The organism is Ruegeria sp. CDSB022, assembly GCF_059611145.1.
Window position 1 is genome coordinate 246261 of sequence record NZ_JBXWOZ010000002.1, and the last position, 25660, is coordinate 271920.

Genomic DNA, 25660 nt, shown 5'->3' on the forward strand with positions numbered 1-25660 from the left:
AATGTGGCGGCAATGTAAAGTCACCGAGGCGCCCATGCAGACCATTCAAGAACCCGCCCGTCAGATCCCCGTTGTCCATTCCACGGACGTTCTGGTTGTTGGCTCCGGGCCTGCAGGTCTGGCCGCAGCGCTGGCGGCCGCACGAGCCGGAGCCGAAGTGTCGCTGGTCGACCGCTTCGGCTGCATGGGCGGCAATATCACCGCTGTCGGCGTTGAAGGCTTTGCCTGGTATCGCCACGAACAAACGGTTGAGGCTGGCGGCATCGGCATGGAGTTCGAAACCCGCGCCAAGGAAATGGGTGCGGCGGTGCCAGAAAGTCAGTCGCTGAGTTATGAGTTGGACAGCGAAGGGTTCAAATTGGTCGCCGACAAACTGATCGAAGAGGCCGGTGTGCATCCGATGCTGCACCGGCAATTCGTGGCTCCGATCATGGACGGCGAGCGGATCACCGGCATCATCACCGAATCCAAAGCCGGGCGCGAGGCGATACTGGCGAAGGTTGTCATTGACGCTACCGGGGACGCAGATGTCGCCCATCGCGCCGGTGCGCCCACGCACAAGACCGCACGCGAAGACATGATGGCGGCCTCGGTCATGTTCCATCTGGCGGGCGTCGACAAGCGCGCCTTTATCGAAGGCGTAAAGGCCGACCCCCAGACCTATAAGGACTGGGGCGGTGGTGGCGAATGGAACATTGAGACCAGCGGTAAAGAGGACGACATGTACTCGCCCTTTGTGCACAAACCGTTCCAGCAGGCGATTGATCAGGGGCTGATCCCAGCACATCTGAACACCATCGCGGGCACTTGGGGCGCGATGCATGACACCGGTGAGCTGACCTATATGAACCTTATTCATCTGGCCGAGATCGATGGCACCGATCCCGACAGCATGACCCGCGGTGAGATCGAAGGGCGGCGTCAGTCAATGCTCGCCATCGAGGCGCTGCGCCGGTTCATGCCCGGGTGTGAGAACGCCCGGCTGCGGAATTTCGGGATGACCATCGGCATTCGCGACACCCGCAAGATCGACGCGGTGTACAACATGACCGAGGATGATGCCCGCCATCAGGGCCGGTTCGAAGACACAATCGGCATCTACCCCGAATTCATCGACGGCTATGGCATTTTGATCCTGCCCACGACTGGTCGGTACATGCATATCCCCTATCGGTCGATGCTGCCCAAAGGGATCAAGGGCCTGCTGGTCGCGGGCCGGTCACATGGGGCGGACCGGGTTGCCCATGCGGCGACGCGCAACATGGCTTGCTGTGCGGTCATGGGTCAGGGCGCGGGGATTGCTGCGGCGCTTTCACTCAAAAGCAACCAAGACCTCGATAAATTGAACCTTGCCCCGGTGCATAAAGAACTGGCACGGCAAGGCGTGAGGATACGCTGATGGACCACATCCCAACAATCGACATTGCTCCGCTGGGTGATGCCAGCCACACCGATTTCAACGCAACCGTTCAGGCAGTCATGGATGCCTGCACCCGGATTGGGTTCCTGTCGATTACCGGCACCGGCGTTTCGCGGGACACCGTCAACAACATGCGCACTTGCGTCCGGGCGATTTTCGACATCGACGATGATGCGAAATGGGATCAGGCGATCACACGCGAGAATTATCGCGGTTTTATCCCGATGGGGTTTTTCACCCCGAATGACGGGTCGGGCAAAGCGGATAAATACGAAGGCTACAAGCTGCATTATCAGGTGGACCTGGATGCGCCCATCCGCCGAGATTGTGCCCTCTATGGCCCCAATATCTGGCCCCGCCATGTTCCACGGGCACAGGCAGTGATTCTGGATTACTGGTCAAAGCTGGACGGTGTCGCGCATATGCTGCTGGGCGCGCTGGAGATGGGATTGAAGCTACCTGCGAACCAGCTGCGCGCTGCGTTCCGCGACCCCATGACCAATATTACCTTGTTGCACTACCCCCCTCAGGCCCCGGACGAGGCCGGGTACGGCATCCACCCGCATAAAGACACGGATGCGCTGACCATCATCGCCCCGGACCCAGTCGGCGGGCTTGAGGTTCAGACCCGTGACGGAGGCTGGATAACCCCCGACTGCCCGCCGGGTGGGTTCGTCGTCAATATCGGTGACATGCTGGAGCTTTGGTCAGGTGGGCGCTTGAAATCCACGCCGCACCGGGTGGTCAACCGGTCGGGAAAAGAACGCTATTCCTTCCCGTATTTCGCGGTGCCGCGTCATGATGTGGTTGTCGAACCGCTTTTACCGCCCCTGCCCGGCTTTGACAGGCCATCCGTGCATTGCGGCCATTGGTCGGCTGAAATCTGGCGCACCAACTGGCCCGATGAAACAGCGCATGACGCCACCCCTGAACTGGGCACGTTAAGCGACTAGCCCCGCGCGATTCTGGCGGGTCATGAAGCGCTTGCATCGTAGGGCCGCATACGCCAAGAACATTTGGACGTGCCGAAACAAGGGGACAGCCATGGCTTTGCCGGTAAGAGATCAACTCAGGTACTGGGGCATCGCCGCAGTGGTTATTGTACTGCTGTTGTGGGCACTTGGCGATGTATTGCTGCCCTTTGTAATCGGTGGCGCGATTGCCTATTTCCTTGATCCTGTTGCGGATAGGCTTGAAAAGCTGGGCCTGTCCCGCATGGCCGCTACCGGGGTAATCACGGTTGTCGGCGTTTTGGGTTTCGTACTGCTTATCCTGATGGTCGTTCCGGCGCTGATCACCCAGTTGATCGACCTGGTCGAGGTTATGCCCAGCCTTCTCAAGCAGCTAAGAGGGTTTATCGAACAGCAATTCCCGTCGCTTTTGGACCGCGAATCCAACACGCACCAGTTTCTGGTGTCCTTGGGTGAGACGCTTCAGTCCAAAACTGGTGATGTCCTGCAATCTGTCGCTGCGTCGCTTGGATCAGCCATCAACGTGGTGGTTTTGCTGGTGATTGTCCCAGTAGTCACCGTCTACATGCTGTTGGACTGGGACCGCATGATTGCTCGTATCGCAGAGCTTTTGCCCCGCGACCACGCCCCCACCATCAAGCGACTGGCTGGTGAGATTGACAGCGTTCTGGCCTCATTTGTACGTGGAATGGGCACGGTCTGCCTGATCCTGGGCACCTATTACGCCGTCGCGCTGATGGCCGTCGGACTGCAGTTCGGGCTGGTCGTTGGGTTCATCGCCGGCTTGGTCACGTTTATCCCTTATCTGGGCGCCCTGATCGGGGGCTCACTGGCCATTGGTTTGGCACTTTTCCAGTTCTGGGGAGACTGGACGCAAATTGGGCTGGTCGCAGCGGTCTTTGCATTGGGTCAGGTGGCCGAGGGCAATTTTCTGACGCCAAAGCTCGTCGGCAGCTCGGTCGGGTTGCACCCGGTCTGGCTGTTGCTGGCATTGTCGGTCTTTGGCGCCCTGTTCGGATTTGTCGGGATGCTGATCGCCGTCCCGGTCGCCGCAGCACTTGGCGTTCTGGCGCGCTTTGCCACGTCGATCTATTTGGATAGCCGTCTGTATACTGGCCTTGTGGGTTTGGACCAGGAAGACGATTGAATGGCCCTACAGCTGAGCTTTGATCTACCGGCCAAGACTGCGCTGGGGCGCGAGGATTTTTTCGTCTCGCCCGCAAATGCGCTGGCCGTGGCCATGATCTCGGCTACCTCATGGCCGGGGAATAAACTGGTGCTCAGCGGTCCTGCAGGCGCGGGCAAGACACATCTGGCCCATGTGTGGGCGGCCGAGACCGGTGGTCGCATTGTGCAAGCCTCGCAGATTAAGCACGACGAGGTTCCTGACCTCGCCCAAACACCGATCGCAGTGGAAGATGTCCCCATGATTGCTGGCGATATCGACCAGCAGAAAACCCTATTCCATTTGCACAATCTTGTGTTGGCAGAAGGCCACGCCCTGTTGATGACCGGGCGCCTTGCGCCAAATTTCTGGCAGTTGCCCTTGCCTGACCTGCAAAGCAGGATCGAAGGCGCACATCACGTTGCGCTGGACCCGCCCGATGACGCGCTGCTAGGCGCCGTGCTGGCCAAACTGTTCGTAGACCGACAGCTGAACCCCGGACCCGAGGTCATCGCTTACCTCGTCAAACATATGGATCGCCGTTTCGAAACCGCCGCCAGCACTGTGGCGCTGCTGGATCAACTGGCGCTGTCTGAGAAACGAGACATCACGCGGGCTCTGGCCGTACGAGTACTGAGTGCGGAACTGGAAGATGCCGAAACCAGCGATTGACCCGTCCCCGGTGATTTCGCATCTTAAGCCTGGAATATCTGGACGAGATATGGATCAAGCCGTAGATACCAACATTCCCGACTGGGGACCTTTCGGAAAGCCGTTGTTTGACAACCCCGAGGCCCGCGCCCTGTCGCGCGTCGGCGTTGTTGATGTAGGGTCGAACTCGGTTAGGATGGTCATCTTTGATGGTGCGGCGCGATCGCCTGCCTATTTCTACAATGAAAAAGTCATGTGCGAGCTTGGCGCGGGCCTGTCCGAGACCGGCCGCCTGAACCCGCTTGGCAGGATACGTGCCCTGGCTGCGTTGAAGCGTTTTTCCCGGCTGTCAGACGATCTGGGTCTGCCGGGGCTGCACGTCGTGGCCACCGCCGCCGTGCGAGAGGCCAAGGATGGCCCGGATTTCTGCGCCGAAGTTCACGCGCTAACCGGGTTGACGGTCTCGGTCATCGACGGCGGGGAAGAGGCACGCCTGTCCGCTCAGGGCGTTTTACTGGGCTGGCCCGGTGCATATGGTCTGATCTGTGATATCGGCGGGTCCTCGATGGAGCTGGCCGAGATCGGTGGCGGAGACGTTGGTCGTCGCCTGTCGTCGGCCCTAGGTCCGCTGAAGCTGCGGGATATCAAGGGCGGTCGTCGCGCGCGCAAGGCGCAAATCAAGGAGACGATGGAAAACCTGCGCGACCAGATGGGCCCTCAGCGCGATCGTCTGTTTCTGGTGGGCGGAAGCTGGCGGGCCTTTGCAAGGCTCGACATGCTGCGCCGGGGATATCCCCTGAACGTGCTGCATGAATATCGGATGACGACGAAGCAGGTGCATCAAACCATCAAATTCATCGAAAAGGGTGACCCGGAAAAACTGCGCAGTCTGGCAGGCGTCTCGGGTTCTCGGATGGCGCTGATCCCTTATGCGATGGATGTGCTTGCGCGACTGGTGCGAACGTTCAAACCCAAGGACATTGCCGTTTCCAGCTATGGCATCCGCGAAGGCCTGCTTTACGAACAGATGCCACAAATCCTGCGCGATCGTGACCCTCTGATCGAAGCCAGCTATTTTTCCGAAGCCAAAGATGCCCGCCTGCCCGGTTTTGGCAAACATCTGTTCGAATTCGTCATGCCTCTGTTCAAATCCGCGCCGGCCGCGCGGGTCAGGCTGATCAAGGCTGCGTGTCTTTTGCACGATGTCAGTTGGCGCGCCCATCCGGATTACCGGGCTGAAACCTGCTTTGATTACGTAACTCGCGCCAACTTGGGCGGATTAAAGCATTCCGAACGGGTTTATATCGGGCTGGCCCTGCAGCACAGGTATCGCAACAAGCGTGAGGGCAACCGGTTTACCCCTCTCTATGACTTGTTGGGCGAAAAAGATCAGGAACAGGCCGAGATTCTGGGCAAAGCCATGCGCTTTGGTGCAATGCTGTGGATGCAGAACGAAGCCACGATGGGCACGCTTCGGCTGTACCCTAAAAAACGTCAGCTAGAGCTGATTTTGCCCGAAACCGCAGCCCCTCTCTTTAGCGAAGTAGCCGAAGCACGACTGAACTCATTGGCAAGCACGCTGAAATCCGAACCCCGCTTGATCATCAAAGGCTGACCCTCAGATATCAATCTCGCCTTCGGGCTCATTTTCGGGTTTTTCCGGCTCAACCTCGGGCTCGGGCGGCTTTTTGCGGATAATGATATCCCCGTTCGGCAGGATTTCCGGAGCCTCGTAAACACTCCAGTCCTGTACTTCGGCGGCCAGTTCCGCCAGGGCCGGTCCCATTTCCTCAAAAAACGACTGCATCGCGGGGCCGAATTGATCTGCCAGCCCCAACAAATCCTCAAGCGCGGGTTCCATTTCCTGACGCAGCCCTTCAAAGAACAACTCAGCCCCTTGTTCCATCAAGGATTTGCCTGTGTCGTCCTCTGCCTGTGCCGGAACGCCCATGGCCGCTGTGACCACACATATTGAAATGAACTTTTTCATGCTTCAGATATAAGTCGCCCACGCCGGCGATGAAAGGTCACAGATCAATATCCAGCGTGACAGGGAAGTGATCCGAGGCAGTCAGCAACGCCTTGTGCAGATCCGGCGCGGCCAAACAAGCCGGGTCCTGAAAGGGGTGCCAGATGCGCCATTTCGGACGCTTTGCGCGCAGCCCTTCGCTGATCATGACATAATCCAACAACGCCTCAAGATGATCAGCCCTGTCGCGGCGCACAAAGCGCGCGGACGAGGGTAAGATTTCGGGTTCAGCCTCATTTGCCATCACCGCATGCGGATCGAACAGACCGGTCTGCAACAGGATTTCAACAGATGAGCGCCCGAACAGGTTTTCAAACTCATCCAAGCCCGGCCCGTCGTTGAGATCGCCCAAAAGGATGACATGCTCGTCAGCCGCAATATGCGCCTGTACTCGCCGCCCCAACCAGACAGCCTGTGCAAGCTGTTTGCGTCGATTGGCGATGGATATCCGGATCGCCTCATCGCGGCTTTCTGCCCCATGCGGGGCTTTGGATTTCAGATGCGCTCCGATCAGGCGGAACGTCGCCCCGCCTGACGTCTGCGCTGACAACTCCATTGGCGGCTTGGAAAAGCGCACATGATCCTCGGTTGCATCAATATCCAGGTCGATCTTGAACACGCCATCAAAACGAGGGGCAGCCCCTTTTCCTTCCTTGTTTCCTTTGGGATCATGGCGCAATGACAGGATCTGAGGATCGAAAAGAAACGCAAGTTCCTGATGGGTATCGTTCGGAAACCCCATGATCGCGTTTCCTATGCGGAGATCGAACGCTTCGGCAAACCCTTGCAACGCACGCACCGTGTTCTGCGTCTTACCAGTATTCGGAGCTTCAACAATCAGCACGGCATCCGCATCAATCGCCGTCAGCACTTTTGCGATGGCCTCGATCTGTTCAGCTTTGGTGACATTGTATCTGCCGGACCAGCTGTCATCTACGATCAAACGGTCTTGCCGGTCGAAGAGATTGGCGAACCATTCAATATTGTAGGTTGCCAATCGCATCGGTTCAGGCCTGCGCGCCTTTGATTTCATCCCAGGCGCGATTGATGTCGATCATCTTTTTTTCGGCCAGACGAATGGCCTCTTCCGGAACGCCTCGTGACATCATGGCGTCGGGATGAGTGTCGCGTACAAGTTGTCGCCAGACCTTACGAATGTCGGGCAGAGGCATATTCCGCGGCACACCCAGCACCGTATAGGGATCCTTTGGTGCATCCGGTACAAACCGTGCGCGTAAGGCCAGAAACTGAGCATCGGTCTGACCGAATATCCGGCTGACATCTTCCAGAAACTTATTTTCGTTGGGATGATAAAACCCGTCGGCCATTGCGATATGAAACAACCCCTCCATCAGGTCGCACAAGGTGGTGCTGTCTTCTGCGAACATATAGGCAATTTTGCTGGCATATTCCTGATACCCGGCGACATCGGTGCGCGCCATGTCAAAGACACGGGCTGCACCGGCCTCATCTTCGCGCGCGATCTGGAATACATCCCGAAAGGCAGTAACCTCGTCTCGCGTGACCTGCCCGTCGGCCTTGGCCATCTTGGCCCCCAGGGCGATGACCGCAATCGCAAAGGCGACCGAGCGTTCCGGCGGCGTGCGCAGTTTCTCGAACACGGCCGTCAGGCTTTCGCCCTGTGCAAGCGCGCTTAGCGCATCGGATATACGGGTCCAAATCGACATGAGCGCACCCTAACCCGCTCCGTCGCGACTGTCAGGTGCGACAGATCACTGCGGGGCAAGAATTTTCTGCATCAGCACAAGATCCAACCACTGACCGCATTTAAACCCCACCTCGGGCATCAGGCCCACTTGTGTAAATCCGGCAGCCGTATGGAAAGCGATGGCCGCAGGGTTGGCCGAGGAAATGCCCGCAATCAAAACATGAACATTGTCCATCTGTGCGCGGGCTTCCAAGGCCTGCAACAATGCGCGGCCTATCCCCTGGCCCCGCGCCTGCGGTGCCAACAGGATCGAATGTTCACGCGTATGGGCATAGCCCGGCCCTGACCGAAACGCACCATAGGTTGCGAAGCCCAGAACAACGCCGTCACGCTTGGCCACCAGAAACGCCGCCCCTCTGGATTTGATATCCAATGCAACGGCGTCATCGCTGCGCAATTCGGTGGTGAAGGTCACCAGCGTGTCGCGGATGATCGCATTCGAGATCGCCGCAACGGCGGGCGCGTCGTCTGAACTGGCTTGCCGGATATTCATTCCAGCACCCGCACCCCGTGCGGCGTGTCAATTTCCGCGCGCAACGCCGCCGGACCGCTGTCGAACTCAACTTGCCCCAACGGCCCAACCGCTTTGGCGAGATCCAGCGCATCAGGGTGATAGACGACTAGGCGGCGCAGCTGGCAGCCACTGTCGTTCAGCATGTTTGCCGGGTGAAGGTCACCCTGCCACTGGATGAGCGCCGGGAAAAGATTATCAAACGGCAGGCGCCCATTGGGAGGCACCGCCATGCGCCAACGCAGCGCGCCACGGTTTAGGTCGATCGGTTGGCCGACTCCGTCAGGAAAGACCATCAGTGAGGTCTCGATATCCGGAACCTGGCAAATCCAGTTGGTCAGGCGGGGAGCGCCCTGAAACCGATCTAGATCGAACCAGCGGGTTATTTGCGGATTGGGTGCATCGGGGTCAATCGCGATGGCTTCCAGATACAAACCGTCCCGCAGGCCCAACAACCGGTTATGAGTTCCGAATTTCTCGTGCTTGCCGCCGTCCTGCAAGGGTACGCCCAGCGCCTGTTCGACATGAGCCGAAGCCTGTTCAAGCGTTTCGCCAGCTACCGCCAAGTGATCAAGTAACACGGATGAGCCCCCCAGATGACAAACGACCAGACCGCAAGGGTCTGGCCGTATGTTTTCCTCAAAGGCGCTGGATCACAAGATTTTTCGACGAAAAACCTCTGCGCCGGGTCAATCTTTGGCTTCGCCGATCAAACTCAGGATATCTTGTGCCGCCTCTGGGATGTTCGTACCCGGACCAAAGATCGCCTTAACCCCGTGATCATAGAGGAACTTATAATCCTGTTGTGGGATGACACCTCCGCAGATGACGATGATATCCTCAGCCCCGGCCTTTTTCAGTTCTTCGACCAGCTGCGGGGCCAGCGTCTTGTGCCCGGCTGCCTGAGACGAAATGCCGACGACATGGACGTCATTGTCCACCGCGTCTTGTGCTGCCTCGGCCGGCGTTTGGAACAGCGGGCCAACGTCCACGTCAAAGCCGATATCGGCAAAGGCTGTGGCGATCACCTTGGCTCCCCGGTCATGCCCGTCCTGCCCCATCTTGACGACCAGCAGGCGCGGGCGACGGCCTTCGGCCTCAGCAAAATCCTCAATGGACTTCTGGATGGCGGCAAAGCCTTCGTCGCCCTCATAGGCGGCCCCATAAACACCGGCCAGCGTTTTGACCTCGGCGCGGTGGCGACCAAATTCCTTTTCCATTGCCATGCTGATCTCTCCTACGGATGCGCGGGCACGGGCGGCTTCGACAGCAGCGGCCAGCAGGTTGCCGCCATCGCGGGCGGTGGTCGTCAGGGTGTCCAGCGCCTTTTGGCAGGCAGCCTCATCGCGCGTGGCACGGATGCGTTCCAGACGTGCCACCTGCGCCTCGCGGACAGCCACGTTGTCGACATCCAGAATGTCTATCGGGTCTTCCCGTTCCTTGCGGTACTTGTTGACGCCGACGATTACCTCGTCACCTCGGTCGATCATCGCCTGCCGTCGGGCGGCGCTTTCTTCTATCCGAAGCTTTGGCATGCCGGATGCAACGGCCTTGGTCATGCCGCCCATTTCCTCGACCTCTTCCATAAGAGCCCAGGCTTTTTCGACCAGCTCATTGGTCAGGCTTTCGATATAGTAAGACCCGGCCAGCGGATCGACCACATCGGTCACCCCGGTTTCCTCTTGCAGCACCAACTGAGTGTTCCGTGCAATGCGAGCAGAGAAATCGGTGGGCAGCGCAATCGCCTCGTCCAAGGCGTTAGTATGCAGCGATTGGGTGCCGCCCAGAACCGCGCTCATCGCCTCATAGGCGGTGCGGATCACGTTGTTATAGGGGTCTTGTTCTTGCAGCGACACGCCTGAGGTCTGGCAATGGGTCCGCAGCATCTTAGAGCGCTCGGATTTCGCGCCGAAATCGGTCATCACCCGATGCCAAAGGGTACGGGCCGCACGCAGCTTGGCAATTTCCATGAAGAAATTCATGCCAATGGCAAAAAAGAACGACAAGCGACCAGCGAATTTGTCGACATCCATTCCGGCCTGCGTCGCTGCACGAACGTATTCGCGCCCGTCAGCAAGCGTATAGGCCAGCTCCTGCACCAGGTTCGCGCCGGCCTCTTGCATGTGATAGCCCGAGATTGAGATCGAGTTGAATTTGGGCATATCATTCGACGTATATTCGATGATGTCCGAGATGATCTTCATCGAAGGCTCAGGCGGGTAGATATAGGTGTTACGCACCATGAATTCTTTCAGAATGTCATTCTGAATAGTGCCGGACAGGACGGATTTGTCGTGGCCCTGTTCCTCACCCGCTACAATGAAACTTGCCAGGATAGGAACCACGGCACCGTTCATGGTCATCGAGACCGAGACCTTGTCCAACGGGATGCCGTCGAACAGAATCTTCATGTCCTCTACGCTGTCGATGGCCACACCGGCCTTGCCCACATCGCCGACAACGCGTGGGTGGTCGCTGTCATATCCGCGGTGCGTGGCCAGATCGAAAGCCACCGAGACCCCCTGCTGACCCGCCGCCAGATTGCGACGGTAGAAGGCATTCGATTCTTCGGCGGTGGAAAACCCCGCATATTGGCGGATCGTCCAGGGACGACCGGCATACATTGTCGCCTTTACCCCGCGCGTGAACGGCCCAAACCCGGGCATGGAGCCCATATGCGGCAGATCAGCCGTATCTTCCTGCGTATAGAGTGGCTTGACGGCGATGCCTTCGAGCGTCTCTCTAGTCAGGTCGTCCAACGGGCGACCGCGCAGCTCTTTCTCGGCCAGCGCCTGCCAGTCTTTCCTATTGGTCATTGCGATATCCTTTTCTCAATTCGGGTCGCGCAAGGGCGTGGCCTGCGCGTTATCATCCGTGGTTGCGCCCATTCGAATTGGGTGGGACGCAATATTTTATGGGCTGCGTGCATTTCGCTGGTCGCATTCGTGCGCGCAGGGACTATATTCAATCCAACAGGAGGCCCAATGATACGAACGCTAGCCTTTGTTTTTTCGGCGCTATTTCCACTGGCGGCGCTTGCAGCTGACGGGGTAGCCCCGGCTGACGATAAATTTGTCCGCCCTGTGGGGGATAGCGAGCTCAGCGAATATCTGTGGATCAAGCGGCCCATTGTTGTCTTCGCCGATACACCTGCTGACCCGCGATTCCAGCAGCAGGTCGACATGCTTTTGGAAGGGGAGGACGTCATGCGCGACCGCGATGTGGTCGTTCTGATCGACACTGACCCTGACGCCCGCTCGCCCATCCGGTCAAAACTGCGCCCGCGCGGGTTCCAGATGGTGTTTGTCGACAAGGACGGCGTGGTCAAACTGCGCAAACCTTCCCCTTGGAGCGTGCGTGAAATCGGTCGCTCCATCGACAAGACCCCCCTGCGCCAACGCGAAATCCGTGAACGGCGCGAGGGCGGCTGAACGCGTTTCCCATACCCGACGGCCCCGGCGGCGACCGCCGGTTCCCTTGCAGGATATGTCAAACGCACGGTCATGATCATTCAAACTCGATGATCACATCATCCACGGCGAGGCTGTCGCCGGGGCCTGCGTTGATCTTGGCAACGGTGCCTTTTTTCTCGGCGCGCAGGATGTTTTCCATCTTCATCGCCTCGATGGTGCACAGCGCCTGACCTTCCTGCACTTCTTGGCCCACTTCGACATCGACCTTTACGATCAGGCCAGGCATCGGGCAGAGCAGCAGTTTCGACGTATCCGGCGGCAGTTTCTCGGGCATCAGCTTGGCCAGTTCCGCCTGACGCGGACGGCGCACATGCACCTTCATATCCGCGCCCCGGTTGCGGATCCGGAACCCGCCCGAGATTTTGTCGGCCTTCAGAACCAGCGGGCTACCGTCTACGTCCAGCACCGCCAGCTGGTCGCCCGGCGTCCACTCCGAGGCCACGCGCAATGTCGCGCCGTCTTCGAATTTGACCGTCGCGCCCTCTTTATCGGCATTCACCTGAACTGCGTATTCCTGGCCCTGCAGGGTCACGACCCAGCGTTTGCCGACCTTGCGTTCATGGTTGTCCATCCGGCCCGATACACGGGTGCGGCGAATCTCGGCCACCCGGTGCATGGCGGCGCAAGAGGCTGCGATCTGGCGCAGGTCAGCCTCGGGCAGCTCTACGCCCTGGAACCCATCGGGGTACTGTTCTTCGATGAACGCGGTAGTCATCTCGCCCTTGATGAAGATCGGGTGATCCATCACTGCCGACAGGAACGGCAGATTGTGCCCGATGCCTTCGACCTCGAAACTGTCCAGCGCCACCCGCATCGCCTCGATCGCTTGATCACGGGTCGGGGCCCAGGTGCACAATTTGGCGATCATCGGATCGTAATACATACTGATCTCGCCGCCTTCATAGACGCCGGTATCATTGCGAACGGCGGCCTCTCCGCTGGGGGCCTCACCCTGCCATTTGTCATTAACCAACAGCGGACCAGCGGCAGTTTCCTGAGGCGGGCGGTAGCGCGTCAAACGACCAATGGACGGCAAGAAGCCACGATAAGGATCTTCGGCATACAAACGGTTTTCAATCGCCCAGCCGGTCAGTGTGACATCGTCCTGCGAGATCGACAGCTTCTCACCGGCCGCGACGCGGATCATCTGTTCGACCAGATCGACACCGGTGATCAGTTCGGTCACCGGGTGTTCCACCTGCAGGCGTGTGTTCATTTCCAGAAAATAGAAGTTCTTGTCACCATCAACGATAAACTCGACCGTGCCAGCGCTGGCATAATCCACAGCCTTGGCCAAGGCCACCGCCTGTTCGCCCATCGCCTTGCGTGTCGCCTCGTCCAGGAAAGGCGATGGCGCCTCTTCCACAACCTTCTGGTTTCGGCGCTGAATCGAGCATTCGCGTTCGCCCAGATAGATGCCATTACCATGGCTGTCGCACAGAACCTGAATCTCGATGTGACGGGGTTGGGTCACGAACTTCTCGATGAAAATCCGGTCATCGCCAAAGGAATTCGCGGCCTCGTTCTTGGAGGACTGGAACCCTTCGCGCGCCTCGTCGTCGGTCCATGCGATCCGCATACCCTTACCACCGCCGCCAGCACTGGCCTTGATCATGACCGGATATCCGATCTCATTCGAAATCTTGACGGCCTCGTCGGCGTCTTCGATCAGGCCCATATAGCCCGGAACCGTAGAGACGCCGGCCTCTTGCGCGATCTTTTTAGAGGTGATCTTGTCACCCATGCTTTCAATCGCACCGACCGGAGGGCCGATAAAGGCCACGCCTTCGGCATCCAGCGCTTGGGCAAATCTCGAGTTTTCCGACAGAAAACCATACCCCGGGTGAACCGCCTGCGCGCCACTCTGACGGATTGCCTCCATCACGCGGTCGATGACGATATAGGACTGGTTTGCAGGCGGTGGGCCAATATGCACCGCCTCATCCGCCATCGATACATGCAGGGCGTTCTTGTCCGCGTCAGAATAGATGGCGACCGTGCCGATGCCCATCTTGCGGGCGGTTTTGATAACCCGGCAGGCGATCTCGCCCCGGTTGGCGATCAGGATCTTGTTGAACATGGAACGTCCTCTGTCTTGAAGTTCTGGAAACGCAAAACGCCGCCGCGGGGCAATGGCCCCACGACGGCGTGTCGCGCGATGACGGTCGGGGCGACGGGGGCCCCGAAGATTTCGTTATCTACAGTTGTTCTGGGTCTTGCAGTAAAGCACGTTGCCTGCCGCGCCGACCACGGCACCCAACAGCGGGTCGGCACTGACGACTGCCGCGCCAACGGCGCCGGCTCCGCCGCCAAGCAACGCCTGCTCGCCGGTCGAGTCTCCGCACGCGGCGAGCCCTGCACAGGTCGCCATTGCAAGAATGACTTTCGAGATTCGCATGATGTCTGCCCTTTTTGGTTTTTTAACAATTTCAGAGCCAGATGCGGGAAATCGCCACTGTTATTCAATAACGAGCGTACCGAAATGCTCATTTGCGCAGTTTTATGCCATCCAATGACTGAAGTTTGCACAAAGAAAAACGCGGGCAGGACATTGTGAAAACCACAAGCCTGCCCGCGGAAGGAAGGGGTACGGAATAGTAGGTGCGCGTGCGACGCAGGCAAAGTAGAGCCGCACGACCCGCTCACCATGCACGGCCCGGTTGCACCTGCAAACCGGGATTGGCCAGTGGTGAAATTTCCGGCCAGAATCTGCCCATTCAGCGAAATATCGCGCAGAAACGCGCCGATTCCGCTCGCATGAACTTTGGTTGAGCAGGGTGAAATTCGCGCCCCGACAGTTACGCAAACCTTTGTTTTATCAGCGCTACCTGAGAGCGAATGACCTGAAGAATTCGATCCTAAGTCGCCGCGGCCACCCCCCGCCGACCGGCCTTTTTCCTGCCCAAGCCTTGAAGGTTCTCCCACCACCAAGCCACGGGTGATACACGCCATAGAATCAGCGGTTTGCGCCCTTTCCCTCAGGTATTTTGCGCGATTGTCACGCGCCCGATCTGCACAGCGCACATATCCTTCTTGGCCCAACCGGGGCAAACAAACCCTGTTGGAATTTCCAAGGCGTCTATGTGCGACGACGTCGATCACCTTCAGCCATCCCCGCCGAAAATGTCAGGAAACGAGGCTCTGGCCACGCTCGGATCAATGACCAGCAAGGCATCATAGCTGGCGGGGTCAAACGGATCCTCCGCCGGAATGACCTCACGCCCGAAAAACCAGCTCAGGCGACCGGCATCCAGATTGCCACGTTCGAATGGCTGGTCGCCGAAATGCTCCCACAAGGCCTCGATAAAGGCCGCATCCGCGCGACGATCAGCTGGTTTACGATCCCGGAACCGTTCACGCGTTGTCAGTGGGGTAACACCCTTTGGGTTGGCCCGTCTGATAGTGAATTGATAATCCGTCCCGGTCAGACGGCCGGGAAATCCGCGATGTTTCAACATTTCAGCGCCTCTTCGCTAAGGTCCTTTGAGGCGAAGGGGAATGCACAGAAATTGTGGTAATTGACAACCATTCTCAAATCCCTCCATCCCAGACACATTGGGAATCCTGCAGAAGATACGCTTCGAAGAACTGCGTGGCATCCGGCGCGGTATGGCCAAAATCTATCGGCTTGTTCGACAGGGAAATCACAACCCTGGCTGGTTCCAGCTTGTGGTGCGCGACATAGGCCACGGCCAGCGTCTGACACAGGTGCTCCATGTCGATCGTGGCGACATCATATCCAATGCGTCCCACATCCGAGCCGATCTTTGGCGCGATGAACCGAAAGCGCAGCCATAACTCGCCCGGATTGTTGTCCAGCAGGACGTCGTTCAGATGTACAGGCTGCCCAGAGGGCACCGGCACCAATGCTTCAGCGAATGTAGGCGAACCAAGACAGAGAATTGCCAGACATAAGGCGCGATCCCAGACCCACCAAAGGCGAGCTCCTCTCTCCGGGATCGCGCGCGCATGCCTACTGGCTCGCGCTTTTCTATGTCCAATAAGGCATTTCATTTAGCAGCTTTGCTCTCAAAGTCAAATTCGCCGTTTGGGGGTCTTTACACCAACGTGCCGAGAGGCAGGCACACCAGAGCACCTGCCCCGCGACCTTCAGCTTACAGCGGAATGTTATCGTGCTTTTTCCAGGGGTTTTTCAGTTGCTTGTTACGCAAGCTTGCAAAAGCTCGCGATACGCGGCGGCGGGTCGAATGCGGCATGATCACCTCATCAATGAATCCACGTTCCGCAGCCACAAACGGATTGGCGAACCGGTCCTCATAGTCCTGAGCGTGCTGTGCGATTTTCTCGGCATCGCCCAGATCCGCACGGTGGATGATTTCGGTCGCGCCCTTGGCCCCCATCACCGCGATCTCGGCGGTTGGCCAAGCATAGTTGAAATCGCCACGCAGATGTTTGGATGCCATCACGTCATAGGCACCGCCATAGGCCTTTCGGGTGATCACTGTGACCTTCGGAACGGTCGCCTCGCCATAGGCAAACAGCAGTTTTGCGCCATGTTTGATCACACCGCCATATTCCTGCGAGGTTCCCGGCAAAAAGCCCGGCACGTCGACCAGTGTCAAAATCGGAATTTCAAAGCAATCACAGAACCGGACGAAGCGCGCGGCTTTTCGGCTGCTGTCGATATCCAGACAGCCGGCCAGCACCATCGGCTGGTTGGCTACAACACCTACGGTCTGACCTTCCAGACGGATAAAGCCCGTGATGATGTTCTTGGCGTAATCTTCTTGAATTTCGTAAAAATCACCCTCGTCCGCCACTTTGGCAATGAGTTCTTTCATGTCATAAGGCGTGTTCGGGTTGTCCGGAATCAACGTATCCAGCGAAGCCTCAATCCGGCCCGGCTCGTCAAAGAAGGGACGAACGGGCGGTTTTTCCTTGTTGTTCAACGGTAGGAAATCGACAAGACGGCGCACTTCGGCCAGTGCTTCGACATCATTTTCGAATGCACCGTCGGCAACCGAGGATTTCTTGGTATGGGTCGATGCACCACCCAGCTCTTCGGCGGTTACAACCTCATTGGTGACTGTCTTGACGACATCGGGGCCTGTCACAAACATGTACGAGGTGTCTTTGACCATAAAGATAAAGTCGGTCATCGCCGGACTGTAGACGGCGCCACCGGCGCAGGGGCCCATGATCACACTGATCTGCGGAACCACGCCCGAGGCCATGATGTTACGCTGGAACACCTCGGCATAACCCGCAAGCGAGGCCACACCTTCCTGGATTCGCGCACCACCCGAATCGTTGATGCCGATCACCGGGGCACCATTCTGGATTGCCATGTCCATGATCTTGCAGATTTTCTGCGCGTGGGTTTCCGACAGAGACCCGCCGAAAACGGTGAAGTCCTGGCTGAAGACATAGACCATACGACCATTGATTGTGCCCCATCCGGTGACGACACCATCGCCCGCAGGCTTTTGATTTTCCATCCCGAAATCCGTGCAGCGATGGCTGACAAACATGTCGAATTCTTCGAAACTGCCTTCATCCACCAACAGCTCTATGCGTTCGCGTGCGGTCAGCTTGCCCCGCGCATGCTGCGCATCAATACGTTTTTGCCCACCCCCCAGCCGTGCATCGTTGCGGCGGCCTTCAAGCTCGGAAAGGATGTCTTTCATAACGATGATCCCCTTTGAAATTTGGCGCGACACTATACTTAGTTTCGTTCAGACCAAAGCCTCATTCGGCAAATTTGCAAATCTTTGAAAATACAGTTCCGGGTAATTGTAAACATGCAAAGTTTCGCACTGAGACACGGTCACGGATGGCAATCCCAAAAACCGTCACTATACATGTGAACCATGCAGTTTACTTTTTCGCCAGCGCGTCGTTCGCCCCCCACCATTGCCACACTTGTGATGCTATCCGGGCTGTCAGCACTGAGCTTGAATCTTTTCCTTCCCAGCCTGCCCAATATGGCCGCGTATTTTGACGCAGACTACAAAGTCATGCAGCTGTCGATCGCTCTGTATCTGATGATCAGCGCAGTAATCCAAATTCTGATCGGCCCCATCGCAGATAAGGTTGGCCGCAGACCGGTTATTCTCTGGGGATTGGTACTGTTTCTGATTGCAACACTGGGTTGCATCTACTCCCCGAACGCCGAAGTATTTCTGGCCTTCAGGATGTTTCAAGCGGTCGTGGCAGTTGGAATGGTCCTTAGCCGTGCAGCGGTGCGAGACCTTTACGAAGCAGATCAGGCCGCTTCGATGATCGGCTATGTCACCATGGGAATGGCCATTGTTCCAATGATTGGCCCTGCCATCGGCGGCTTTCTGGAAGAGAGCTTTGGCTGGAAGGCAAATTTCTGGCTTCCTTTCGGGCTGGGTCTACTGGCGCTAATGCTGACCTATTCCGACTTCGGAGAAACATCCCGCAAAAGCGGGCTGACCTTGCTGCAGCAGTTTCGTGAATACCCGGAATTGCTCAGATCCCCTCGGTTCTGGGGCTATTCCATGGCCTCAGCCCTGTCGTCGGGCGCTTTTTTCGCCTATCTGGGCGGCGCGCCTTTCGTCGGGACTGAACTGTTCGGCCTAACAGCGTCAGAACTGGGCATTTACTTCGGCGCCCCTGCGGTGGGTTATTTCTTCGGCAACTTCTTCAGCGGCAGGTTCTCTGTCCGCTTTGGCGTGAACCGGATGGTTCTTTGGGGGTGCTGGATGAACGCAACCGGCGTTGCACTGTCGACTATCGTGTTCCTTACGGGCTTCGGCTCGGTTCTCAGCTTCTTTGGGTTCATGACCATTGTTGGTGTGGGCAATGGTATGACCATTCCAAACGCAACTTCAGGCGCACTGTCCGTCCGCCCGCACCTGGCCGCGACAGCATCTGGGCTGAGCGGGGCCATCATGCTGGGCGGCGGAGCTGGCCTGAGCGCGCTCACGGGCGCAATACTAACCCATGAAACAGGCGCGATGCCGCTGCTGTGGCTGATGTTGGCCTCTGCAACATTTGCCATCGTTGCTATTGCCATCGTGATCCGGCGCGAACGGTATTTGGGCCTGTAACACGCCTTGCGCAGGACGGTTTGCAAAGCTAGCGTTCAAGATTAGAAAAGTTGCAAAGGCACGCCATGGCGACCCAAAAGCTCTATGCTGGTGCAAAACTGCGTGAAATGCGCACGCGCCTGACGCTGACACAAAAGGAATTCGCAGCCAAACTGGGGGTTTCGCTTCCCTATCTGAACCAGATGGAGAATAACAACCGCCCGATCTCGACCACGGTTGTTCTGGCTCTGGCGCAGGAATTCGGCATGGACGTGACCGAACTTAGCACTGGTGACAGCGAACGTCTGGTCTCAGACCTGCGCGAGGCGCTGGCGGACCCCGTGTTTGATGACGCCATGCCACCGCTCGCTGATCTGCGCCTGACAGCTTCAAACGCCCCCGCAATGGCCCGAGCGTTTATCGCCCTGCACCGCACGTATCGCCAGACGCATGAAAGGCTGGCCTCGCTGGACGAGGCCCTGGGACGTGAAGACGCACAGATTCAGGCCAGCCCCTGGGAAGAAGTGCGAGACTTTTTCCATTATTGCGACAACTACATTGACGCGGTTGACCGGGCTGCGGAACGATTTTCTGGCCGCGCCCAGGACAAAGGCGGAATTCGCGCCGCCGCAATCGAAAGCTTGGGTGAAAATGGTATTCGCGTTCAGTTCCCGGATATCGAAGAAACCCGGAAATACGATGCGGATAGCAAAACATTGCTGCTGTCATCACGGATTGCACCGCAAACACAAGTGTTTCAGCTGCTCTTGCAGGTATCCCTAATCAATCAGGACAAGCTGCTTGAAGCGACACTGGATTTCGCCAAATTTCACAGTGATGAGGCGCGCGCGATTGCGAAGATCGGCTTGGCGAATTATTTCGCTGGCGCCTCTCTGATGCCCTATGGCGAATTTCTCAGTGCAGCCCAGCTTTACCGCCATGATTTGGAATTGCTCAGTAATCGTTTTGGAGCATCCATCGAACAGGTGGCCCACAGGCTTTCGACGCTGCAGCGCCCCGGTGCAAAGGGGATACCATTCTTCTTTGTTCGGGTGGATCAGGCTGGAACGATCACAAAACGCCACTCCGCCACGCGCCTGCAATTTGCACGCTTTGGCGGTGCCTGCCCGTTGTGGAATGTGCACCGCGCCTTTGAAACTCCGGGTCACTTCCTGCGGCAGCTTGCCGAAACCCCGGACGGGGTCCGCTATATCTCGCTGGCGCGGGATGTTTCGAAATCGGGCGGTTCGTACGGAGCGCCTGTCCGGCGCTATGCGATTGCGCTTGGATGCGAGGTCCGCCACGCCGAAGCGTTGGTTTATGCCGACAATCTGGATATCTCAAACGCCAGTGCCTACGAGCCCATAGGTATCTCGTGCCGGATCTGCGAACGCCAGAACTGCCACCAACGGTCAGTTCCTCCGCTGGAACGTCGCCTGTCCATCGACACTCATACCCGCGGAACCTTACCCTATGAAGTCACCTGAGCTTTACCCGGCCTAAAACCACGGCCAGCCGAAACGGGGGCAATGCCCCCGCCCAACCCTTAAGCGTTCGACAAAATCGCCCAGATCTCATCCTTCAGTGCTGCGCGTTTCTTGCGCAGCTCGCCTTCGGCGAGATCCTCCATCGGCTCGACGTTGGTTTCCGCGCGGTGCACGATACGATTGACCTCATGATACTCTTCGGCCAGCCGAGAAAAATGCGCATCGGACTGTTTAAGCTGACTGATCAATTCGACTTTGTCGGGAAACTCTTCGGCCAATTCGTGCGGGGTGTGGGACATTCCTGTTCGCTCCTTAGAAAATGCGTTGCGATTCAGGTCTATATTGGTCCCACTCCCCCCGCTTTGACGCGGATCAAATCAGCGCTGCGCCGAGGCCCATTGCGGATGAATCCAAGGCTGATCATTGGCTTTGGGCAACGGATCTTTGCCCAGCAGATGATCCGAGACTTTCTCGCCCACCATGATCGACGGCGCATTAAGGTTGCCGTTGGTGATTTGCGGAAAGATCGAACTGTCCGCCACACGCAGCCGATCCACGCCGATCACCCGGCCTTCGGAGTCGACAACCGCGTTCTGGTCATCCACCCGTCCCATCCTGCAGGTGCCGCAGGGATGATAGGCACTTTCGGCATGCTCAGCGATAAAGGCGTTCAACTCTTCATCTGTTTGTACCGCAGCACCGGGCTGAATCTCTTTCCCGGCAAAGGGTCTGAACGCCTCTTGCCCGAAAATCTCTCGCGTCAGGCGGATACAGGTGCGGAACTCCTCCCAGTCTTTTTCCTGGCTCATGTAATTGAACCGGATAACAGGTGCGTCCTCGGGTCGAGCCGAGCGCAATGTCACAGCACCCCGTGATTCCGATCGCATCGGACCCACATGTGCTTGGAACCCGTGCCCCTCGGCCGCAGCCTGCCCGTCATAGCGCACTGCCATCGGCAGGAAGTGGTACTGGATGTCGGGGTATTCGACACCCGGCCTTGATCGGATGAAGGCCGCGCTTTCGAACTGGTTCGAGGCACCAAGGCCGGTCTTGGTGAACAGCCATTGCGCCCCGATCAGGCCTTTGCTGACCAGGTTCCAGTGTTTGTAGAGCGTGATCGGCTGAAGCGAGGCTTGCTGGATATACAGCTCCAAATGGTCCTGTAGATTTGCGCCAACCCCCGGACGGTCTGCAACAACTCCGATCCCCTGCTCAGCCAAATGCGCAGCCGGGCCGATTCCAGACAGCATCAAAAGTTTCGGCGAATTGATGGACGAGGCTGCGATGACCACTTCGCGGCGCGCGCGGATCACCTCTGTCTTGCCGCCACGGATCAGTTCAACACCAACAGCACTTCCGTTTTCCAGAACAATCCGGGTCGCAAGACCGCGCACGATATCACAGTTCTCGCGCTTGAGCGCAGGCCGCAGATAGGCATTTGCCGCCGACCAGCGCCGCCCTTTCCAGACGGTCTGCTCCATCGGGCCGAAGCCTTCTTGCTTTTCACCGTTATAGTCGCCCGTGACTTCATACCCGGCTTGCTGGCCCGCATCGACAAAGGCCTGGAACAGCGGGTTCGCACGCGGGCCCCGCGACACATGCAGCGGCCCGTCAGTGCCCCGCCACGCGGAATCACCACCATGACCGCCGTCATGCCAGGTCTCCATCCGTTTGTAATACGGCAGCACATCCGCATAAGACCAGCCATCCGCGCCCATCTCGGCCCAGGTATCGAAGTCCCGGGCGTGGCCGCGCACATAAACCATTCCGTTGATCGAAGAGGACCCACCAATCACCTTCCCTCGCGGGCAGGCCAGACGACGGTTATTCAGATGCGGCTCAGGCTCGGATTGATAGCCCCAGTCATAGCGCGACATGTTCATCGGATAGCTTAGCGCGGCGGGCATCTGGATGAACGGGCCCATGTCGGTACCGCCATGCTCGATCACCAGAACCGAGGCACCGGCCTCACTCAAACGATATGCCATCGCGCAGCCTGCGGAACCTGCGCCGACGATGACGAAATCTGCTTCCATTTTCGGGTCTCCATTCTCAACCGGAGCCAAGATTTTTCATCGAAAAATCTCTGCCTGACCGGAGAGGGTCTTGTTAATTCGGGTTGTTACTCTCCGCGTGGAAAGCGTTGGCTTTCCTCGACGATATTCAGATCCATGTGGTTACGCATGTACCGCTCAGATGCTTTCTGCAGGGGCTGGTAGTCCCAAGGATAATACCCGCCCTGGCGCAACGCCTCGTACACGACCCAGCGACGCGCCTGGCTGGCGCGAACTTCGGCGTCGAACCGATCCAGATCCCAGCGAGCATCGGACTTGGCACGCAAGGTCTGCAACGTTCCTGCATGCTCTGGCCGGTCTGCGAGGTTCTCCAACTCGGAAGGGTCCGCCTCGAGGTCGAACAGTTGATCAGGGTCTAGCGCACATCGGTTGTATTTCCATTTGCCATAGCGCAAGGACACCAGTGGCGCATAAGAGGCCTCGGCCGCATATTCCATCGCGACCGGCGCGCTGCGCTCGTGCCCCATGGCCAGCGGCACTAGGTTTTCGCCATCTGTCCACGGCGCGATCTCTGCCATATCGACACCGGCAAGAGCACCCAAGGTCGGCGTCACATCTATGGTCGAAACCGGAGCGTCGATCCGGCCCGCTGGCAGATCGGGCGCACAGATCATCAGCGGGACGCGGGATGACCCTTCATAGAAGGTCATCTTGAACCACAATCCGCGTTCACCAAGCATATCGCCATGATCCGAAACGAACAGGATGATCGCCTCTTGCCGCGTGGTCTCTAACACCTCGAGGATTTCTCCGACCTTGTCGTCCAGATAAGAGATATTGGCGAAATAGGCGCGGCGTGATTTGCGGGTATCTTCTTGAGTGATGTCAAAGCTGCGCCAGTCATTGGCGTCAAAAATCCGTTTCGAATGCGGGTCCTGATTATCATAACCAAGGTCGGCAATCTCGGGCAGAAGGTGCTCGCAATCTTCGTACAGGTCCCAGTATTTGCGACGTGCAACATAGGGATCATGCGGGTGGGTAAAGCTTACAGTCAGGCACCATGGACGGTCGTCCTTGCCACGGGCCAGATCGTATAGCTTGGACTTGGCGTTATAGGCCACCTCGTCATCATATTCCATTTGGTTGGAAATCTCGGCTACACCTGCGCCCGTGACCGAACCCATATTGTGATACCACCAGTCAATCCGCTCGCCTGGTTTACGGTAGTCCGGGGTCCAGCCGAAATCGGCGGGGTAGATGTCGGTGGTTAGGCGATCTTCAAACCCGTGCAACTGATCAGGCCCGACGAAATGCATCTTGCCCGACAGACAGGTATAGTACCCTGCACGGCGCAGATGGTGGGCATAGGTCGGAATATCACTGCCAAACTCGGCGGCATTGTCATAGACACCAGTGCGCGACGGCAACTGACCGGACATAAAACTGGCCCGACCCGGCGCACACAAGGGCGACGCCGTATAGGCATTCGCAAATCGCGTGGATCGTTCGGCCAGCTTTTTCAGGTTTGGCGCATGCAGCCAGTCGACAGGACCGTCAGGAAAAAGGGTCCCGTTCAACTGATCCACCATCAGGATCAGAATATTAGGTTTTGTCATTTCTCGGCCTCGAGCAAGGTGCTGAGCACGCGCATCGCGTGGTTTACAGCCAGTTGCGGTTCTTCCGGGGCGCTCAGCGCGGCGTGGATATAAAGTCCGTCGATCAAGGCGATCATGTTGCCGGCCGCCTCAACCGGATCGGCCAAATGCGGGCGCAGCGCATAAACCAGGTTCGACCGGATACGGGCCTGATAAATCTGCCACAATCGCAGGGCGTCGTCATTGGTCTGCGCAAGAACGTAGAATGTCATCCACGCTGCCGTCACATCCGGCGTGAAACAGGATGGGGCAAAGCATGCCCGGATGATCGCCTGCGCGCGTCCACTTGGCGTGGCTGCTTTCAGTTCTGACCGGACCTCTGCCCCGAAATCCGACAGGATGCGGCGCATCGCTGCCAGAAAAATCTGATCTTTACCGCCGAAATAGTGATGTGCCAGCGCGCTGGACATGCCAGCCCGCTTAGCGATCTGGCTGACGGTTACATCGAGGGATTTTTTCGACCCGAGCTCAGCAATCGTTGCCTTAACGATCGCATCACGGCGGATTGGCTCCATTCCGAGTTTCGGCATCCGTACCCCTCAACTGCTTTTGATAGAAAAACGCTAGGAGATTTTTATTGACTCGTCAATTAATAACGTTTTTTCGGCAGAAACCGGCTAAAGTTTAGGTGCAATACTGGGGGTCGTCAGGCTGCTGCGGTTCAACACGGCCTCGCGCCAGGCAATAAAACTGACTGCCAACAGAATCAGCGTGCCCCCCGCGACCACCCACAAATCTACGCTTTCGTGGAAAACCAACGCCCCAACCAGCGTGGCCCAGATCAGCTGTAAGAATGTGACGGGCTGCGTCACTGCAACGGGGGCGGCCTGCAGGGCCAAGGTCATCAGATAGTGTCCAAGTGTTGCAAAACAGGCAACCAGAAACAGCACACCCAAATCATGGAGACTTGGAGGGGACCACACGGCAATGGCGAAAGGTATCAGCGCCGTCGTCACCCATATGGACATATGTGCAACCACGACCGAGGGCGGCAGATCTCGCACCAGCATCTTGGCCAGCAGGTAGGACGCACCAAGCGTCAACGAAGTCCCCAACATGGTCACGTGACCAACCGAGATATCCCGAAACCCAGGTCGGAGAATAATTGCTACACCGATCAATGCGACACCAATGGCGGCAATCCGGCGGAAGGCTAGTTTCTCGCCTAGAAACAGCACAGCACCCAATGTGACATAGACCGGCGTCATGTAGTTCATGGCCGTGACTTCGGCCAACGGAATTCGGCTCATGGAAAAGAACCACAGCATCACGGCAATGGCGTGAACCACCCCGCGGATGCCGAACAGTGTCAGATGCCTACGTGTCAGAGGTGTCGTAACGATCAGCCGTAACGCTGGCAGTAGGAACACCAACCCAAAGACAAAGCGCAGAAATGCGGCCTGTATCGGGTCCATGGAGGTGCCCAGAGATTTGACGAGCGCAGTCATGACAACAAAGGACAGACCGGCGGAAAACATCCAGAACATTCCCGCCAATGGCCGATAGGTGTTAGGTTGAGTTGTCATGTTAACGGTTCA

At 57.7% G+C, this 25660-nt stretch carries 24 protein-coding genes; 8 read left to right on the forward strand and 16 right to left on the reverse strand.

The genetic code is table 11. The features are described 5' to 3' along the window. Positions 1-34 precede the first annotated feature (34 nt). The 5 genes from AC2FIZ_RS06635 to AC2FIZ_RS06655 all read left to right on the forward strand — a co-directional run bounded on the left by AC2FIZ_RS06635 (position 35) and on the right by AC2FIZ_RS06655 (position 5822). The gene (locus tag AC2FIZ_RS06635; RefSeq protein WP_281972743.1) at positions 35-1399 is read left to right on the forward strand and encodes an FAD-dependent oxidoreductase; all 1365 of its coding nucleotides are present in this window, start codon (positions 35-37) and stop codon (positions 1397-1399) included. Next, entirely contained in the window at positions 1399-2373 is a 975-nt protein-coding gene (locus tag AC2FIZ_RS06640) for an isopenicillin N synthase family dioxygenase (protein WP_496790790.1), read from the forward strand. Before AC2FIZ_RS06635 ends, AC2FIZ_RS06640 begins: the two co-directional genes overlap by 1 nt. 91 nt (positions 2374-2464) lie before the next feature. Next, positions 2465-3538 (forward strand): AI-2E family transporter, encoded by a 1074-nt coding sequence (locus tag AC2FIZ_RS06645; protein ID WP_142636822.1) that lies wholly within the window; start codon positions 2465-2467, stop codon positions 3536-3538. After that, the gene (locus tag AC2FIZ_RS06650; RefSeq protein WP_281972741.1) at positions 3539-4228 is read left to right on the forward strand and encodes a P-loop NTPase family protein; all 690 of its coding nucleotides are present in this window, start codon (positions 3539-3541) and stop codon (positions 4226-4228) included. A gap of 49 nt (positions 4229-4277) precedes the next feature. Then, positions 4278-5822 carry a Ppx/GppA family phosphatase gene (locus AC2FIZ_RS06655; protein ID WP_496790791.1) on the forward strand — a complete coding sequence of 515 codons (1545 nt, stop codon included), beginning with the start codon at positions 4278-4280 and terminating at the stop codon, positions 5820-5822. Positions 5823-5825: 3 nt separating this feature from the next. Here AC2FIZ_RS06655 and AC2FIZ_RS06660 read toward each other — a convergent pair whose 3' ends face one another. The 6 genes from AC2FIZ_RS06660 to scpA form a co-directional block, all read right to left on the reverse strand. After that, on the reverse strand, positions 5826-6197 hold the full coding sequence (locus tag AC2FIZ_RS06660) for a hypothetical protein (protein ID WP_496689681.1): 372 nt from the start codon (positions 6195-6197) through the stop codon (positions 5826-5828). 37 nt (positions 6198-6234) lie between these two features. Then, positions 6235-7239 (reverse strand): endonuclease/exonuclease/phosphatase family protein, encoded by a 1005-nt coding sequence (locus AC2FIZ_RS06665; protein WP_496689680.1) that lies wholly within the window; start codon positions 7237-7239, stop codon positions 6235-6237. Positions 7240-7243: 4 nt separating this feature from the next. Further along, on the reverse strand, positions 7244-7924 hold the full coding sequence (locus tag AC2FIZ_RS06670; protein WP_142636813.1) for a molecular chaperone DjiA: 681 nt from the start codon (positions 7922-7924) through the stop codon (positions 7244-7246). A gap of 45 nt (positions 7925-7969) precedes the next feature. Beyond that, a complete protein-coding gene (locus AC2FIZ_RS06675; protein WP_496790792.1) occupies positions 7970-8458 on the reverse strand; it encodes a GNAT family N-acetyltransferase in 489 nt (162 codons plus the stop codon). Continuing rightward, the gene (locus AC2FIZ_RS06680; RefSeq protein ID WP_281972738.1) at positions 8455-9057 is read right to left on the reverse strand and encodes a VOC family protein; all 603 of its coding nucleotides are present in this window, start codon (positions 9055-9057) and stop codon (positions 8455-8457) included. The genes AC2FIZ_RS06675 and AC2FIZ_RS06680 overlap by 4 nt, the downstream gene beginning before the upstream one ends. Positions 9058-9165: 108 nt before the next feature. Next, positions 9166-11292, reverse strand: coding sequence for a methylmalonyl-CoA mutase (scpA, locus tag AC2FIZ_RS06685; RefSeq protein WP_281972737.1), 2127 nt, complete (start codon positions 11290-11292; stop codon positions 9166-9168). Positions 11293-11460: 168 nt separating this feature from the next. Between scpA and AC2FIZ_RS06690 the strand changes: the two genes are divergently transcribed. Further along, on the forward strand, positions 11461-11907 hold the full coding sequence (locus tag AC2FIZ_RS06690) for a DUF4174 domain-containing protein (RefSeq protein ID WP_496790793.1): 447 nt from the start codon (positions 11461-11463) through the stop codon (positions 11905-11907). 76 nt (positions 11908-11983) lie between these two features. Here the strand turns inward: AC2FIZ_RS06690 and AC2FIZ_RS06695 are convergent, their stop codons facing one another. The 5 genes from AC2FIZ_RS06695 to AC2FIZ_RS06715 all read right to left on the reverse strand — a co-directional run bounded on the left by AC2FIZ_RS06695 (position 11984) and on the right by AC2FIZ_RS06715 (position 17597). After that, the gene (locus AC2FIZ_RS06695) at positions 11984-14029 is read right to left on the reverse strand and encodes an acetyl-CoA carboxylase biotin carboxylase subunit (RefSeq protein WP_281972736.1); all 2046 of its coding nucleotides are present in this window, start codon (positions 14027-14029) and stop codon (positions 11984-11986) included. Between the two features lie 114 nt (positions 14030-14143). Next, entirely contained in the window at positions 14144-14347 is a 204-nt protein-coding gene (locus AC2FIZ_RS06700) for a hypothetical protein (RefSeq protein WP_142636801.1), read from the reverse strand. A 706-nt stretch (positions 14348-15053) separates the two neighbouring features. Continuing rightward, the gene (locus AC2FIZ_RS06705; protein ID WP_496790795.1) at positions 15054-15407 is read right to left on the reverse strand and encodes a hypothetical protein; all 354 of its coding nucleotides are present in this window, start codon (positions 15405-15407) and stop codon (positions 15054-15056) included. Between the two features lie 73 nt (positions 15408-15480). Next, positions 15481-15813 (reverse strand): DUF6497 family protein, encoded by a 333-nt coding sequence (locus AC2FIZ_RS06710; RefSeq protein ID WP_281972735.1) that lies wholly within the window; start codon positions 15811-15813, stop codon positions 15481-15483. A 251-nt stretch (positions 15814-16064) separates the two neighbouring features. Further along, positions 16065-17597 carry an acyl-CoA carboxylase subunit beta gene (locus AC2FIZ_RS06715; RefSeq protein WP_142636795.1) on the reverse strand — a complete coding sequence of 511 codons (1533 nt, stop codon included), beginning with the start codon at positions 17595-17597 and terminating at the stop codon, positions 16065-16067. 183 nt (positions 17598-17780) lie between these two features. Between AC2FIZ_RS06715 and AC2FIZ_RS06720 the strand changes: the two genes are divergently transcribed. Both AC2FIZ_RS06720 and AC2FIZ_RS06725 read left to right on the forward strand, forming a co-directional pair. Next, entirely contained in the window at positions 17781-18986 is a 1206-nt protein-coding gene (locus AC2FIZ_RS06720) for a multidrug effflux MFS transporter (RefSeq protein ID WP_281972733.1), read from the forward strand. A gap of 65 nt (positions 18987-19051) precedes the next feature. After that, positions 19052-20452, forward strand: a complete 1401-nt coding sequence (locus tag AC2FIZ_RS06725) for a helix-turn-helix domain-containing protein (RefSeq protein ID WP_142636792.1) — start codon at positions 19052-19054, stop codon at positions 20450-20452. Between the two features lie 59 nt (positions 20453-20511). On the opposite strand, the gene AC2FIZ_RS06730 is transcribed toward AC2FIZ_RS06725, so the two are convergent. The 5 genes from AC2FIZ_RS06730 to AC2FIZ_RS06750 form a co-directional block, all read right to left on the reverse strand. Beyond that, a complete protein-coding gene (locus tag AC2FIZ_RS06730) occupies positions 20512-20751 on the reverse strand; it encodes an HP1242/YdcH family protein (RefSeq protein WP_142636790.1) in 240 nt (79 codons plus the stop codon). Between the two features lie 78 nt (positions 20752-20829). Continuing rightward, a complete protein-coding gene (betA, locus tag AC2FIZ_RS06735) occupies positions 20830-22488 on the reverse strand; it encodes a choline dehydrogenase (RefSeq protein ID WP_281972732.1) in 1659 nt (552 codons plus the stop codon). 86 nt (positions 22489-22574) lie between these two features. Continuing rightward, the gene (betC, locus tag AC2FIZ_RS06740) at positions 22575-24083 is read right to left on the reverse strand and encodes a choline-sulfatase (protein WP_142636786.1); all 1509 of its coding nucleotides are present in this window, start codon (positions 24081-24083) and stop codon (positions 22575-22577) included. Continuing rightward, positions 24080-24652, reverse strand: a complete 573-nt coding sequence (gene betI, locus AC2FIZ_RS06745) for a choline-binding transcriptional repressor BetI (protein WP_271949443.1) — start codon at positions 24650-24652, stop codon at positions 24080-24082. Before betI ends, betC begins: the two co-directional genes overlap by 4 nt. A gap of 87 nt (positions 24653-24739) precedes the next feature. Continuing rightward, positions 24740-25648: a DMT family transporter gene (locus tag AC2FIZ_RS06750; protein WP_496790796.1), complete on the reverse strand. Its 909-nt coding sequence runs from the start codon at positions 25646-25648 to the stop codon at positions 24740-24742. Positions 25649-25660 lie beyond the last annotated feature (12 nt).